At 73.9% G+C, this 13,266-nt stretch carries 14 protein-coding genes; 9 read left to right on the forward strand and 5 right to left on the reverse strand.

Features of this window, described 5'->3' with window-relative positions:
• Positions 1-20: 20 nt before the first annotated feature.
• The gene (locus tag FHP29_RS04735; RefSeq protein WP_139621699.1) at positions 21-1,337 is read right to left on the reverse strand and encodes a phytoene desaturase family protein; all 1,317 of its coding nucleotides are present in this window, start codon (positions 1,335-1,337) and stop codon (positions 21-23) included.
• Positions 1,338-1,343: 6 nt separating this feature from the next.
• Positions 1,344-1,823 carry a YbaK/EbsC family protein gene (locus FHP29_RS04740; protein ID WP_139621700.1) on the reverse strand — a complete coding sequence of 160 codons (480 nt, stop codon included), beginning with the start codon at positions 1,821-1,823 and terminating at the stop codon, positions 1,344-1,346.
• A gap of 46 nt (positions 1,824-1,869) precedes the next feature.
• Here FHP29_RS04740 and FHP29_RS04745 point away from each other — a divergent pair, with 46 nt between their 5' ends.
• The 5 genes from FHP29_RS04745 to FHP29_RS04765 all read left to right on the forward strand — a co-directional run bounded on the left by FHP29_RS04745 (position 1,870) and on the right by FHP29_RS04765 (position 5,466).
• A complete protein-coding gene (locus FHP29_RS04745; protein ID WP_139621701.1) occupies positions 1,870-2,364 on the forward strand; it encodes a hypothetical protein in 495 nt (164 codons plus the stop codon).
• Between the two features lie 101 nt (positions 2,365-2,465).
• The gene (locus FHP29_RS04750) at positions 2,466-2,924 is read left to right on the forward strand and encodes an SAV_6107 family HEPN domain-containing protein (protein ID WP_139621702.1); all 459 of its coding nucleotides are present in this window, start codon (positions 2,466-2,468) and stop codon (positions 2,922-2,924) included.
• 47 nt (positions 2,925-2,971) lie between these two features.
• Positions 2,972-3,688: a methyltransferase domain-containing protein gene (locus FHP29_RS04755; protein ID WP_139621703.1), complete on the forward strand. Its 717-nt coding sequence runs from the start codon at positions 2,972-2,974 to the stop codon at positions 3,686-3,688.
• Positions 3,689-3,718: 30 nt separating this feature from the next.
• Entirely contained in the window at positions 3,719-4,924 is a 1,206-nt protein-coding gene (gene dinB, locus FHP29_RS04760; protein WP_240044313.1) for a DNA polymerase IV, read from the forward strand.
• Positions 4,925-5,055: 131 nt separating this feature from the next.
• Positions 5,056-5,466: a DUF3040 domain-containing protein gene (locus FHP29_RS04765; RefSeq protein ID WP_139621704.1), complete on the forward strand. Its 411-nt coding sequence runs from the start codon at positions 5,056-5,058 to the stop codon at positions 5,464-5,466.
• Between the two features lie 588 nt (positions 5,467-6,054).
• On the opposite strand, the gene FHP29_RS04770 is transcribed toward FHP29_RS04765, so the two are convergent.
• Genes FHP29_RS04770 through FHP29_RS04780 form a run of 3 tightly spaced genes read right to left on the reverse strand, consistent with a single transcriptional unit; the run spans position 6,055 to position 10,638 of the window.
• The gene (locus tag FHP29_RS04770; RefSeq protein ID WP_139621705.1) at positions 6,055-8,403 is read right to left on the reverse strand and encodes a transglutaminase TgpA family protein; all 2,349 of its coding nucleotides are present in this window, start codon (positions 8,401-8,403) and stop codon (positions 6,055-6,057) included.
• A complete protein-coding gene (locus FHP29_RS04775) occupies positions 8,400-9,647 on the reverse strand; it encodes a DUF58 domain-containing protein (protein WP_139621706.1) in 1,248 nt (415 codons plus the stop codon). Before FHP29_RS04775 ends, FHP29_RS04770 begins: the two co-directional genes overlap by 4 nt.
• Before the next feature lie 13 nt (positions 9,648-9,660).
• Positions 9,661-10,638, reverse strand: a complete 978-nt coding sequence (locus FHP29_RS04780; RefSeq protein ID WP_139621707.1) for an AAA family ATPase — start codon at positions 10,636-10,638, stop codon at positions 9,661-9,663.
• Between the two features lie 252 nt (positions 10,639-10,890).
• On the opposite strand from FHP29_RS04780, the gene mraZ reads away from it, so the two are divergent.
• From mraZ to ftsL, 4 genes are all read left to right on the forward strand, one after another.
• Positions 10,891-11,313, forward strand: coding sequence for a division/cell wall cluster transcriptional repressor MraZ (gene mraZ, locus FHP29_RS04785; protein ID WP_139621708.1), 423 nt, complete (start codon positions 10,891-10,893; stop codon positions 11,311-11,313).
• 258 nt (positions 11,314-11,571) lie between these two features.
• Positions 11,572-11,742 (forward strand): hypothetical protein, encoded by a 171-nt coding sequence (locus tag FHP29_RS21530; RefSeq protein ID WP_158296465.1) that lies wholly within the window; start codon positions 11,572-11,574, stop codon positions 11,740-11,742.
• Positions 11,743-11,746: 4 nt separating this feature from the next.
• The gene (rsmH, locus tag FHP29_RS04790; RefSeq protein ID WP_139621709.1) at positions 11,747-12,733 is read left to right on the forward strand and encodes a 16S rRNA (cytosine(1402)-N(4))-methyltransferase RsmH; all 987 of its coding nucleotides are present in this window, start codon (positions 11,747-11,749) and stop codon (positions 12,731-12,733) included.
• The gene (gene ftsL, locus FHP29_RS04795) at positions 12,733-13,266 is read left to right on the forward strand and encodes a cell division protein FtsL (RefSeq protein ID WP_139621710.1); all 534 of its coding nucleotides are present in this window, start codon (positions 12,733-12,735) and stop codon (positions 13,264-13,266) included. Before rsmH ends, ftsL begins: the two co-directional genes overlap by 1 nt.

Below are 13,266 nucleotides of genomic sequence, written 5' to 3' on the forward strand. Positions count from 1 at the left end.
GGCGCGAGCCGCGCAAGGGGTCAGGCGGGGCCGATGAGCTGGGCCACGAGCGCGGCCGACTGGGTCACGAACGGCACGCCCGCGCCGGGAGCGGCGTGCGCGCCGGCGGCGTACACGCCGGGAATCGGGGTCGACGGGCCGAGCCGGTGTCGCACGGTGCCGCGGCCCTGCCACAGCACGCCCATGGGTGAGCCGCGCCACTGCTCGACCTGGACGCGGGGCGAGAGGTCGACCCTCGTCACGACGTTGTCCCGGATGTCGAGCCGATGCCGGGCCAGGGCGTCGAGCAGGTCCTCGGCGATCTTGCCGCGGCCGTGGATGGTCCACGCCGCCCCGCCGTCGGGGGCGATGCCGCCGGGGCGGACGGTGAGCAGCGGCTCCTCGTGGATGACCAGCTCGTGGCGAAGGTCCGGGACGTCGCCGGCCAGGCCCACGTGGGTGACGACGGGCGGGATGGCCGGCATGGTCCGCTCGACGTGCGGCGCCAGCACGGGCAGCCGGCGGGGATCGATCGCCACGACGACGGCGTCGGCGTCCGCCTCGCCCTCGGAGGTGCGCACGGCGGCGAGGCGGCCCTCGCGCACCACGAGGTCCGCCACCTCGACCCCGGTGCGGACCTCGACGCCCCGCGTCGCGAGACGGGCGGTGAGCAGCTCGGCGATGCGGCCCATGCCGCCGGGGACCCGCCACCCGCCGAAGCACTGCTCGAGATAGGCGGTGACCCCCACCCACGACGGCACGTTGCGCAGGTCGTGGCCCTCGGCGACGGCCGGGAAGCCCGCGACCAGGGCGAGCCGCTCGTCGCGGAAGACGTGGCGCAGCCGCTTGTGCAGGGTCTCGCGGATGTCGAACATCGCATCGAGCTCCTTCGGGACCGCACCCTTGGTGCGCGGGTCCCACGGAACCTCCACGTAGTGGCGACGGAGCACGTCCCAGACCGGTCCGTACACGTCGACATGGCTCGTCCACTTCTCGCCCAGTCCGGGGCCGAGCTCGTCGAACGCCGCCCTCTGGTCGGCTCGCGAGCCTCCCGTCAGCCGCACCGAGGTGCGGTCGGCGAACCGATGCTCGCGCAGGACCGGCAGCGGCTCCAGGTCGCCGCCGAGCTCCTTCTCCAGGGGGCGTCCCGACTTGCGGAACAGGTCGCGCAGGGCGGCCGGCAGCAGCGTGCTCCCCGGCCCGGCGTCCCACCGGTAGCCGTCCTGCTCGACCGGCGCGATCGCCCCGCCCAGCCGGCCCGACGCCTCCAGCAGCGCGACCTCGTGACCGAGCTTGGCCAGGCGGGCGGCCGCGGCCATGCCGCCCAGGCCGCCGCCGACGACGATGATGCGTGCCATCGCGCCTCAGTCCTTCGCGACGTCGAGGGGAGTGCCGCCGGTGAGGTCGAGCAGCTCGTCGTACGTCGTGGAGAAGACCGCAGCCGGATGGCCGGCGGCCGCCCACACGGTGTCGTGGCGCTGCAGCCAGGGATCCAGGTAGGTGGGGATCGGCGCCGGATGCCCGATGGGGGAGACCCCGCCGATGACCTGACCGGCGTGCTCGCGCACGAACTCCGGCTTCGCTCGACGCAGCCGCCGGCCTCCGAGGCTCGCGCCGACCAGCTCGGTGTCGACCCGGTGCGCACCCGAGGTGAGGATGAGCACCGGGGATCCGTCGGCGTCGAAGAGCAGACTGTTGGCGATCGCCCCCACCTCGCAGCCGAGTGCCTCGGCAGCCAGTGCGGCGGTGTGGACCGAGTCGGGCAGAATGACGATCTCGCCGGTTCCGCCGCGGCGCTCGTGCTCGTCGCGGAACCGGGAGATCGAGGGATGCTCGGTCGACATGGGGCGACCCTACCGAGCACGACCCCCACCACGGACTGGAGGAAGCATGCCCGAGACCGAGGCCGCCCCGTCGGCGAGCCAGGCCCCGACCTCGCAGGCCCGACCGCCCGCCGTGATGATCGCGTGCTGGCTGCTGTGGTTCCAGATCGCGGCCGGTCTCCTGGTGTGCACCCTGGTGGTCACCCAGCGCGACGACCTCGGCAGCGTCTGGTCGCCCATGCAGGTCGGCGACAGCACGGTGCAGCCGGTGGAGTTCGTCCCCGTGATCCTCGTCCTGTACGGCGTCACGGCCGTGTTGTCCGCCACGCTGATCGCGCTCTTCATGGCTGCGCACAACTGGGCCCGCCATTCGCTGGCATCGATCGTGGCCGGCGTGATCGTGGTCGCCGTCGCGACCGTGCGCACCGACCCGCCCATCATGGTCGACGGGATCGCCATCGCCGCCGCGGTCATCAGCGCGGTGACCCTGGTCTTCCTCTGGCACCCCCAGAGCCGGCAGTTCGTCCGCGACGCCGACCGGGAGTCCGCCGCCGACTCCTGAGGGAGACTCCGGCCCCCGCGCCTCTTGAGTCGTGTCGGAGGAGGGGTGTACCTTCGGATTATTCGAACAGTTGTTCGAACATCATCGGAGGAGAAGACGCCGTGGCCCAGCAGTTCGCCCCCTTCACGGTCAGCCCGCACGCCCTGCCGGCGACCACCCACAACTACCTCACCCGCTCGGCGGAGTCGCTGAGCGAGGCGGTCGCCGCCCGGGACGTCGCCACGCGCTACGCCTGCGCCCACGTCGCCGCGCTCCGCGCGGCCGCCGCACTCCTCGCCGCACGGGCCCGGCCCGAGTCCGGGCGCCGGCGGGCCCAGCGCAACGCCTGGGTGCTGCTGAGCGAGGTGGCGCCCGAGCTCGCCGAGTGGGCGGCCTTCTTCGCCGCCGGTGCGGCCAAGCGCGCGGCCGCCGAGGCAGGTTCCGCGCGGGCCGCGACCGAGCGGGAGGCCGACGACCTGGTCCGTGACGCCGACCGCTTCCTCGCCCTCGTCGAGCAGGCCCTCGGCCTGACGCCGCACGTGCCGCTCGGCGAGCAGCTCGCCGGCCTGGCCGTCGGCTGACGGAGCGCCTACCTGCCGCCCCGGTGGAGATCAGTAGTGTTCGGCGCATGGCCTCTCGCGAGCAGCGTGGATCGGTCCGCACCGCGGTCGTGTGGGACGCCCTCGAGTCCGCGCTCGCGGGTGGACCCCGCGACGTGGTCGACCTCGGCGGCGGCACCGGCGGCTTCGCCGTCCGCCTGGCGGAGTCCGGCCACCGGGTCCGCGTGGTCGACCCCAGCCCGGACGCCCTGGCGGCGCTGGCCCGCCGGGCCCGGGAGGTCGAGCTCGAGGTGTCCGGGCTGCAGGGCGACGTCGCCGACCTCGTCGACGTCGTCGGGGCCGACAGCGCCGACGTGGTGCTGTGCCACGGTGTCCTCGAGGTCGTCGACCCGGCGCTGGCGCTCGAGCGGATCGGCGAGGTGCTGCGTCCGGGCGGCCTGCTCAGCCTCGTCGTGGGCCAGCGCCACGCCGCCGTCATCACCCGCGCCATGGCCGGTCACTTCCACCAGGCACGCGCCCTGCTCGACGACACGGCGCCGGTCGACCCGCACACCGGCCGGCGGTTCACCGTCGAGGAGATCCGCGACCTCCTCGACACGCACGGCTTCGGCGCGGTCTCCGTCCACGCCGTGCGGGTGTTCGCCGACCTGGTGCCCGCGGCCCTCGTCGACCAGGAGCCCGGCGCAGCCTCCGCCCTCGTCGATCTCGAGCGTGCGGTCGCCCGGCGGCCCGAATACCTCCCGCTGGCCACCCAGCTGCACGTCCTGGCCCACGCCGCGTCCTGACCCGGGCTCCCCTCGGTCCGGAGACGGGCCGTGAGCGTCGCGTGCCACCTGCTGCACGTCGACATGGACGCCTTCTACGCGTCCGTGATGATCCGCGACCGGCCCGAGCTCCACGACGTGCCCGTCGTGGTCGGTGGCGGCCATCGCGGCGTCGTCCTGTCCGCCAACTACCCGGCCCGCCGCCACGGCATCCGCTCCGGGATGCCCGGTGCGGAGGCGGCCCGCCTGTGCCCGGACGCCGTCACCATGGCGCCCGACTTCGGCCTCCTGACGCCGGTGTCGCGGGCGATCATGGAGACCTTCCGCACCGTCACGCCGCTCGTCGAGGTCACCTCCCTCGACGAGGCCTTCCTCGACGTGCGCGGAGCACTGCGCCTCTTCGGCTCACCCGAGGCGATCGCCGAGCGCCTCCGCTCCCGCATCCGCGCCGAGCACGGCATCACCTGCTCGGTCGGCATCGCCGCGACGATCTCGGTCGCCAAGCTCGCCAGCCGCCAGGCCAAGCCCGACGGCGTCCGGGTGATCGCGCCCGATCGCTTCGTCGAGGAGGTCCACCCGCTCGATGTCGGCGTGCTCTACGGCGTCGGCGAGGCCACCCGCCAGCGCCTGCACCGGCTCGGCCTCGTCAGTGTCGGCGACGTCGCCGCGATCCCGCCCGACCTGCTGCGCCGCATGCTCGGCCGCCACCTCGGCACGCACCTCCACGCCCTGGTGTGGGGCGCCGACCGCTCCGAGCTCGTGCCGGGCGGCGCCGGCGTCTTCGGCTTCGGGGAGGGCGAGCCCGAGGGCAGTATGGGCGCGCAGCACACCCTCGCGGTCGACGTACGCGACCGGGACGCGCTGCGCCGCGAGCTGCTCCGACTGACCGCCCGCGTCGCCGCCCGGGTCCGTGCCGCGGGGCGCACCGGGCGCACCGTGACCGTCACCGTCCGCTACTCCGACTTCACCACCGTCCAGCGCTCCCGCACCCTGCCCGAGCCCACCGACGTGACGCAGGACGTGTACGCCGCCGCGCTCACCCTCCTCGACGGACTCCTCGACGCGCGCGGACCCCGCCCCCTCGCGGTCCGCCTCGTCGGCGTGCGGGTCGAGGGCCTGCGCCGGCTCCGCCCCGGTGACGGCCGCCAGCTGGTGCTCGGTGAGCGCGACCCCGGCTGGCCCGACGCCGACCGTGCCGTCGACCGTGCCGTCGACCGGTTCGGGCAGGCCGCCGTGCGCCGCGCCAGCCTCCTGTGACCACCCGTCCGGACCCTCCCGCCCGCCGAGCGGACAATTTCGGGGGACGACCTACCACCGCTGGAGATGCCTGCCTACACTTGAAGCAAGTCATCGGCGGAGACCCGCCTCACACGTCGTCGGAGGATTCGGTGCCACTCTCGGAAGAGGAGCTGCGACTGCTGGAGCAGATGGAGCGCGCCCTCAGCGAGGAGGACCCGAAGTTCGCGTCCACCCTGCGGGGCACGACCCTCCGCCAGGCAGCTCGCCGCCGCGCTATCCTCGCCGGCGTCGTCTTCGCCTGCGGTGTCGCGGTGATGATGGGCGGTGCCGTCAGCAGCTACTGGCCCGTCGGGGTCGTCGGCTTCGTCATCATGCTCGTCTCCGCGACCGTCCTGCTCGGTTCCGTCCGCGGCCAGCGCGGCGGTGCGGCCCCCACCGTCAGCTCCCACCCCTCCGGGTTCGGTGTCATCGACGGCGGCCGTCGCGGCGGCCACGGCCACAACCGATCGTCGAGCTTCATGGACACCCTCCAGGCCCGCTGGCGCCGCCGCCGCCGCTGAGTTGCATGGCGCGAGCGCGTCGCTCGTTCCTCGCGCCGCGCTGCCGCCGCTGAGTTGGATGGCGCGAGCGCGTCGCTCGTTCCTCGCGCCGCGCGGCCGCGCACGCGGTTGGCTTCCGTAGGCCCCACCTCCGCTCGGCGGCCACCCTGTCGGCTCGCGGAAAGACTCGGCTCCTCCACTCCGGTCGCTCGTCCCTCGCTCCCTACGCTCCGTCACCGTCGCCTCCCGCGAAGACCGACGGGGTGGGATAGCGCCGCTCCGCGACAACGTCATACGAACTGTGGGCTCTAGGCCTCAGGGCGTATGACGTCCCCGCCCCGCCGCGGATCTTGATCGACAACGTCATGCGAACTGTGGGTTCTAGGCCTCAGGGCGTATGACGTCCCCGCCTCGCCGTCGAGCCCGACCGACAGCGTCATGCGAACTGTGGGTTCTGGGCCTCAGGGCGTATGACGTCTCGGTCCGCCCCGGATCTTGATCGACAACGTCATGCGAACCGTGGGTTCTAGGCCTCAGAACGTATGACGTCCCGCCCGGCAGCCCGCCCGGCCCCAGCCCGCCCCGCCGGCGGCCCAGCCGCTCGCCGGATCAGCGGCGCCAGACGGACCGGGGGATCCAGCGCGCTCGGCGCCGGGCGCGGGGGCTCACGCCGGCCTCGAGGGCGGCGATGACCAGCGCTCCGTCCTCGGCAACCGAGGTGCGCTCGAGGGTGGCGACCGCGCCGGGGCGCGCATAGCGGGCGCGCTCGACGGCGAGGACCAGACGCTCGAGCGCCGCGGCGGCCTCGGGGGCCGCGTCGGGGCCGGTGCGGGGGCGCTCGGCGGGATCGCCCGGGGCGGCGAGGTGACCGAGGACGAAGGCTCCGGCCTCGCGCGGTGAGCGCCCGGCGGGCCAGGGCAGGCCGAGGTCGACGGCGGTCGCCCGGATCTCCCGCCACACCGCGTCGGGCGGGCCTGCGAGGCCGGAGTGTCGGGCGCGCACGCGCGACGTCCGTGGTCCGGCCAGGGCCGCGCCGGCGGCGAGGAGCAGGACGAGGAGGACCGAGCCGCCGACGAGCACCGGCAGGGGGAGCCCGCCGTCGTCCCCGGCGTCGATCGTGCCGCCGTCGCGCTCGATCTCGGGACGCCGGTTCGCTCCTCCGCTGGGTGCGGCGGACGCCGTGGACCCGGGCGCGGCGGACGACGCGCCCGTCGGTCCGCCGCGGGGGTCGCCGCTGCCGCCGTCGACGGGGAGCCGGGTGTAGGCGGGCACATCCTCGACCCGTCCGGAGGGGGTGGGCTCGAAGCGCACCCAGCCGGAGCCCGCGAAGTAGAGCTCGGGCCAGGCGTGGAGATCGTGGCTGCTGTACTCCCACCGTCCGTCGCCGAGCGGGTCCGCCTCGAGGAAGCCGACCGCCACCCGGGAGGGGATGCCGAGAACACGGGCCATCACCGCCATGGCCGAGGCGAACTGCTCGCAGTAGCCCACCCGTCCGTTGCGCGCGAGGAAGCCCTCCAAGGTCTGGTTGCCGGTGCCCTTCGGCGCCCTGCGGAGGTCGTAGGTGAAGCCACCGTCCTCGCGGAACCAGCGCTGCAGCAGCAACGCCCGCTCGTAGTCGGAGGTCGCGCCGGAGGTGACATCGCGCGCCAGGCTGCGCACGAGGGGCGGAACGCTGCCGGGCAGGTGGAGGACCTCCTCGGACACGTCGGAGACCCGCGAGTTGCGGAAGAAGGCGCGGTTCGTCCCGAAGTCGAGGTCGACGGCCCGCATCGCATAGCGGATGCCGCGCGTGTCGAGGTCGTCGTCGGCCGCCAGGAAGTCCATGGTCGACGGATCGAAGCGCCAGTCGCCGGGCGCCTGCACCTGCGAGACCGGATACTGCGTGGGAAGCCAGGTCGACTCGAGCTCGTCGGTGACCGACACGTCGTACGCATAGGTCGTGCGCGGCACGTCCGGGGAGATCCCGCCGGGCAGGGGCACGGGCCCGTCGGCGCGGTCGTCGCGGGCGACGTCGCGGTCGCCGCTGCTCCACTCGTCGCCGGTGTAGCGGTTGAGCACCGAGATCCGCAGGTACGACGGGCGCGGGTCGTCGGTGCGGACCTCGACGAGCGGCACGTCCCGGCCGCGCTCGAGGTCGCGGCGCATGTCGGCGACGGGCTTGCGGATCCGGATGTCCCCGTCGCCCCTCCCGGTGCCGAGGTCGAACAGCGTGACGCCGGCGGTGGGCACGAAGGCGGGGACGACGAGGGCGAGGGCGGTGGCCGCGACGCCGATCCGTCCGGCGCCGGCGCGCATCGCCTCGCGCAGCGGGTTGCTGCGCCAGAGCGTGTCCTGGTCGGGGCCGATCGTGCGACCCCAGCGCAGGAGGTGGTCGCGGGACTCGAGGTGGAGCAGGACCAGGAAGCCCGCCGCGGCGGCGAGGAAGCTGGTCGCGTCGGGGCCGTCGGCGAGCACGCCACTGGGCAGGGCGTAGACCGCCAGCAGCCCGAGCCCGGCCGCCGGGACCCGGCGCAGCGTGCACGCGAGCGTGTCGACGAGCACGAGGATGCCCGCGCCGGCGACCACCAGGAGCGGCCAGACCGGAGCCACCTGGTCGCCGATGGGCGCGGCGTACTGGCGAGACGTCCGCACGGACGTCTCCAGTGCCTGCCAGATCTCGGCGGCGTTCCCGCCGAGGGGGAGCAGGGAGCCGGAGAGCTCGCGGGAGACGAAGGCGGTGCTCACGACGATCTGGAGCAGTGTGGTCAGCCATCGGGGGCTTCCGGCCCAGCGCAGCGCCGAGCCGGTGAGGGCGAGCAGCCCGGCCAGCGTGGCGAGAGGGCGCAGGTAGGTGCCGGGATCCTCGACGAACCCGCGCCACGCGGTGAGCGCGGCCCAGGTGGTGAGCACGGCGACCACTCCGAGGAGGAGGACGGGGCCGAAGGATCCGCGGCGGTCGGTGACGGTCGCCTGGCTCATGAGCGGGCCCCTCCCCGGACGGGGGCCCGGCCGAGCTCGCGCCAGGCTCGGTCGAGGTGGTCGCGCGGGCCCAGCCCGGTGGCTCGCCAGGCGAGGGCGGTCACCGGCGCCGCGGCGTTCCCGCCGAGTCCCTCCCGGCTCGGCGACCACTGGTCCACGTCGAGGACGAGCGCGAGGGCGGTCCCGGCGTCGTGCCGGATCCGCCGCAGCGCGGAGTTGTCGTCGGCGAGAAAGCCGCCGAGTACGGCGACCACGACGCCGCCGCGGGCCTGCTCGCCCGACCAGGTGACGTCGAGGGTGCTGCGGTGCGACATGTCGAGGACGGCGAGGCACTCGAGGGCGCGTTCGGAGCCGAGGGCGCCCCGGCCGATCCCGTCGACCCCGGCGATCCCGTCTGCGGTGCACAGCTGCACGGCGTAGCCGTGCTGCTCGAGGTGGATGGTGACGGAGGCGGCGGCGACGACGGCGGCCTCCAGGCTCGAGGCGGGGCCGTGTCCTCGGTGGGCGAGGCGTCGGTTGTCGAGCAGGACGGTCGCGTGCGCCTCCCACGGCTGCTCCTCGCGGCGCACCATCAGCTCGCCGACCCGCGCGGAGCTGCGCCAGTGCACCCGGCGCAGGTCGTCGCCGCGGCGGTACTCCCGCACGCTGACGTCCTCGGCGGATCCGGACGCGAACGCCTGAGGGCGGTGCTCGCCGGCCCCCTGCCAGCCACCGGCCAGCGGGATCGAGGGGAGGGGGACCACCCGCGGTGTCACCGTGAGCTGGGCGGTCCCGCCGATGGAGCGACGGCGCTCGACCAGCCCGAACGGGTCGGCGAGGCGTGCGACGACCGGCCCGACGACGTACCGGCCGCGGATGTCGGAGCGGACGGGATAGGAGACCGTCCGCTCCCAGGCCCCGCCCAGGCCCTGGAGCACGAACCGGGCTCGGCCGCCCAGTGCGTAGGGGAGGGTGTCCTCCACCAGCAACGCGCCGTCGGAGCGCTTGCGGTCGCTGGCGATGGTCAGGTCGATCCGCGCCGTCTCGCCCGCGCGCAGCAGGCGCGGCCACACCGTGCGGCTGACCGTCGGGTCGTGCTTGCGCCGGCTCACGACGAGCGACGCCAGCAGCGGCAGGGCCAGCACCAGCACCCCCACCCGGATCAGTGCCGGCTGGCCGAAGCCCAGGGCGCACACGACCGCGGTCAGGCCCGCCGCGAGGAACGCGCGTCCGCGCAGGGTCAGGGAGGACAGGAGCCGGCGCATGTGCTGACCGCGCTCAGGACGACGAGTCGGGCACCGGGACCTGCGCCGCGATGCCCTCCAGGATGGTCGCGAGACTCCGGCCACCGATCGCCGCCTCGGCGCTGGGCAGCAGGCGGTGGGCCAGCACGGGCTGGACGAGGGCGCGCAGGTCGTCGGGCAGGACGTAGTCGCGGCGGTGCAAGGCGGCGCGGGCCTTGGCCGCGCGCACCAGGTGGAGGGTCGCGCGCGGCGACGCGCCGAGGACGAGCTCGGGGCTGTGCCGGGTGGCGGCGGTGAGCGCCACGGCGTAGCGCTGCACGGCCTCCGAGACGTGCACCTGGCTGACGATGGCGCACATCTTGCGGATCTCGGCGCTGTCGGTGACCGGCTCGAGGTCGTCGAGCGGGTTGACCGCGCCGTGGCTGGCGAGCATGGCGATCTCCGCGGCCGGGACCGGGTAGCCGATGGAGACGCGGGCGAGGAAGCGGTCGCGCTGCGCCTCGGGGAGGGGATAGGTGCCCTCCATCTCGACCGGGTTCTGGGTCGCGATCACCATGAACGGCGAATCGAGGTGGTAGGTGACGTTGTCGACGGTCACCTGGCGCTCGGCCATGCACTCCAACAGAGCGGACTGGGTCTTGGGGGAGGCCCGGTTGATCTCGTCGCCGATGACCACGTTGGCGAAGACGCCGCCCGGGCGGAACTCGAACTCGCGCGTGGACTGGTTGTAGACCGACACGCCCGTGATGTCGGACGGCAGCAGGTCCGGCGTGAACTGGATCCGGCGGACCGTCGAGTCGATGCTGCGCGCGAGGGCCTTGCTCAGCATGGTCTTGCCGACCCCGGGGACGTCCTCGAGCAGCAGGTGGCCCTCGGCGAGCAGCACGACGATGGAGGCGGCGACGACCTCGCCCTTGCCCTCGATCACCTTCTCCACGTTGGCCTGGATCCGGCCGGCGACGCGCGCCACGGTGTCGACATCGGCATCGACCTGGGTGCTCGGCGACTCCACGGGCTCTTCTCCCTCTCTTCAGCAGCCACCTCGCTGCGGTGGAGCAACCCTACGGCGCGCCGCGAAGACGCGGGGTCACTCCACTTCACTCCACCCGCGCTTCCCGCGCCCTGACCTGCGGCTTCGGCGTCGGCCGTGGCGCGCACGGGGGCCGGAAGTGGGGGGAATGTGGTTGACGGTGGGGGAAAGTGGAGTAGTGTGGGGGAAAGTGGAGGAACGGCGGAGTCCGGTGGGACGGCTGGGGGTGGCCCGATGCTCTTCATGGGCACCTACACCCCGAAGCTCGACGACAAGGGCCGTCTCTTCCTCCCGGCGAAGTTCAGGGATCGGCTGGCGGAGGGCCTCGTGGTCACACAGGGACAGGACAAGTGCCTGGTCGTCTGGCCGACCGATGTCTTCGCCGAGGAGGCCGAGCGGGCAGCCGCCCGGCCGATGACCAACCGCGCCGCCCGGCGCTACGCCCGGGTGCTCTTCGCCGGCGGCGACGAGAGCACCCCCGACAAGCAGGGCCGGATCGGCATCCCGGCCCACCTGCGCGAGTACGCCGGACTCGAGCGCGACGTCGTCGTGATCGGAGTCCGGGACCGCCTGGAGATCTGGAACCCCGCCGCCTGGCGCGAGTTCCAGCTCGAGGCCCTGGAGGAGTTCGCCGACCTCGACGAGGACGACGACTAGCGCTCGTCCTCCCGCAGCAGCACCGACAACACAACAGCGGATCCGCAGGACGAGGTCTCAGCCCGTTCCCGCTCCCCGAGTCCTGTCTCCTGTAGCACCTTCCCCGGCCACAGGCGACAGGCGAACACCGCCTTCTGGGGCACCTTCCCCGGCACCAGACGGCACCCCGAACACCGGGTCGGGAGCGGGCCGGGACCTGGCTCTGCGGATCCGCCTTCCACCGCATTTCCGAGTTCCCAGGGTCGAGGGGTCGAGAGCATGAGCGTCGTTCGCACGCAGCCACCGGAGGTCTCCGGTGAGCACGTGCCTGCTCGTGTCCGCGAGCAGGCGGCCGAGGCCCTCAAGGTGATGGCCTTCTCGGTGACGCTCTCCTTGAGCTGCGTCTTCCTCCTCGTGATGGCCCACCTGGCCGACGTCGCGGGGCGCTGAGGAGATGAGCCGCGCCCACCACGTCCCCGTCCTGCTGGACCGGGTCGTCTCCCTCCTCGCGCCCGCGCTCGACCACGACGGCGCCGTGCTCGTCGACTGCACCCTCGGCCTCGGCGGTCACAGTGAGGCGGTCCTCGAGCGCTGCTCACAGGCGCGCGTGATCGGCATCGACCGCGACCCGCAGGCTCTCGCGCGCAGCCGGGAGCGGCTGGCGCCGTACGGCGACCGGTTCGTCGGCGTCCAGGCCGTCTACGACGAGATCGCGGACGTGGTGGCCGACCAGGGCCTGCCGCGCGTGGCCGGCGTGGCCGGCGTGCTGTTCGACCTCGGCGTCTCCTCGATGCAGCTCGACCTGCCCGAGCGCGGCTTCGCCTACGCCGTCGACGCGCCGCTCGACATGCGCATGGGCGACGCCGGGCCGACGGCCGCCGACGTCCTCAACACCTACAGCGCGGCCGAGCTGGCCCGCGTCCTCAAGGAGTACGGCGAGGAGCGGATGGCCCGCCGGATCGCCGACGCCGTGGTCCGCGAGCGCGAGCGGGAGCCGTTCACCAGCTCGGCACGTCTCGTCGAGCTGCTCTACGACGTCATCCCGGCGCCGGCGCGGCGCACCGGAGGTCACCCGGCCAAGCGGACCTTCCAGGCACTGCGCATGGAGGTCAACGACGAGCTGCGGGTGCTGCAGCGCGCGATCCCGGCCGCGATCGACGCGATCGAGGTCGGCGGTCGCGTGGTCGTCGAGTCCTACCACTCCCTGGAGGACCGCCTGGTCAAGCGGGCCTTCGCCGCCGCCACCCGGCTCGACGTCCCCGACGACCTTCCGTTCGTGCCCGAGGGCGCCGAGCCGTCGTACCGGCTCGTCACCCGCGGCGCCGAGCAGGCGACCCCGGAGGAGATCGAGGAGAACCCTCGCGCCGCCTCCGTGAGACTCCGCGCCCTCGAGCGCACCAGCCACCGTCCCAGCACATCCACTGGCAAGGGAGCCGTCTGATGTCCTCCACCTCACCTCTCCGCAACCGGCTCCCGTACGTCGCCCCGCGCATCGCCCAGGCGGCCCTGCAGCGGGCCCGGCTGACGGTCGTCCCGCGGCGGCGCACCCGCGCACCGCGGGTCCCGTTCGTGACCTTCGTCAGCGTGATCCTGCTCGGGGGAGTGGTCGGCCTGCTGATGTTCAACACCTCCATGCAGCAGGCGTCGTTCCGCGAGACCGCGCTGCAGAAGCAGGCCACCGACCTCGGCGCACAGCAGGAGGCACTGGAGATGGACCTGCAGGCCCTCAACGACCCCGCGCACGTGGCGGCGGCGGCCGAGCGGCTCGGCATGGTGATGCCGACCACGGGCGCCGGCGTCCTGCACCTCGGCTCGGGGGAGATCAGCGGCGACCCGCAGCCGGCGTCCGGCGAGGACCGGCTGCCGATCGAGCAGCCGGGCCCGCGCAAGCCCGCCGAGCTCGACCCGGCGCCGATCAAGGTGAAGGTGGACCCGTTGGTCGGTGCCGACGGCGTGCCCGCCAGGGTTCAGTGA

It is taken from the genome of Nocardioides albidus (assembly GCF_006335005.1).
Classification (GTDB): Bacteria; Actinomycetota; Actinomycetes; order Propionibacteriales; family Nocardioidaceae; genus Nocardioides; species Nocardioides albidus.

Coding starts and splice junctions, on each gene's coding strand:
- FHP29_RS04735 (WP_139621699.1), bottom strand. CDS start 1,337: ATGGCACGCATCATCGTCGTCGGCGGCGGCCTGGGCGGCATGGCCGCG.
- FHP29_RS04740 (WP_139621700.1), bottom strand. CDS start 1,823: ATGTCGACCGAGCATCCCTCGATCTCCCGGTTCCGCGACGAGCACGAG.
- FHP29_RS04745 (WP_139621701.1), top strand. CDS start 1,870: ATGCCCGAGACCGAGGCCGCCCCGTCGGCGAGCCAGGCCCCGACCTCG.
- FHP29_RS04755 (WP_139621703.1), top strand. CDS start 2,972: ATGGCCTCTCGCGAGCAGCGTGGATCGGTCCGCACCGCGGTCGTGTGG.
- FHP29_RS04770 (WP_139621705.1), bottom strand. CDS start 8,403: ATGAGCCAGGCGACCGTCACCGACCGCCGCGGATCCTTCGGCCCCGTC.
- FHP29_RS04775 (WP_139621706.1), bottom strand. CDS start 9,647: ATGCGCCGGCTCCTGTCCTCCCTGACCCTGCGCGGACGCGCGTTCCTC.
- mraZ (WP_139621708.1), top strand. CDS start 10,891: ATGCTCTTCATGGGCACCTACACCCCGAAGCTCGACGACAAGGGCCGT.
- FHP29_RS21530 (WP_158296465.1), top strand. CDS start 11,572: ATGAGCGTCGTTCGCACGCAGCCACCGGAGGTCTCCGGTGAGCACGTG.
- rsmH (WP_139621709.1), top strand. CDS start 11,747: ATGAGCCGCGCCCACCACGTCCCCGTCCTGCTGGACCGGGTCGTCTCC.
- ftsL (WP_139621710.1), top strand. CDS start 12,733: ATGTCCTCCACCTCACCTCTCCGCAACCGGCTCCCGTACGTCGCCCCG.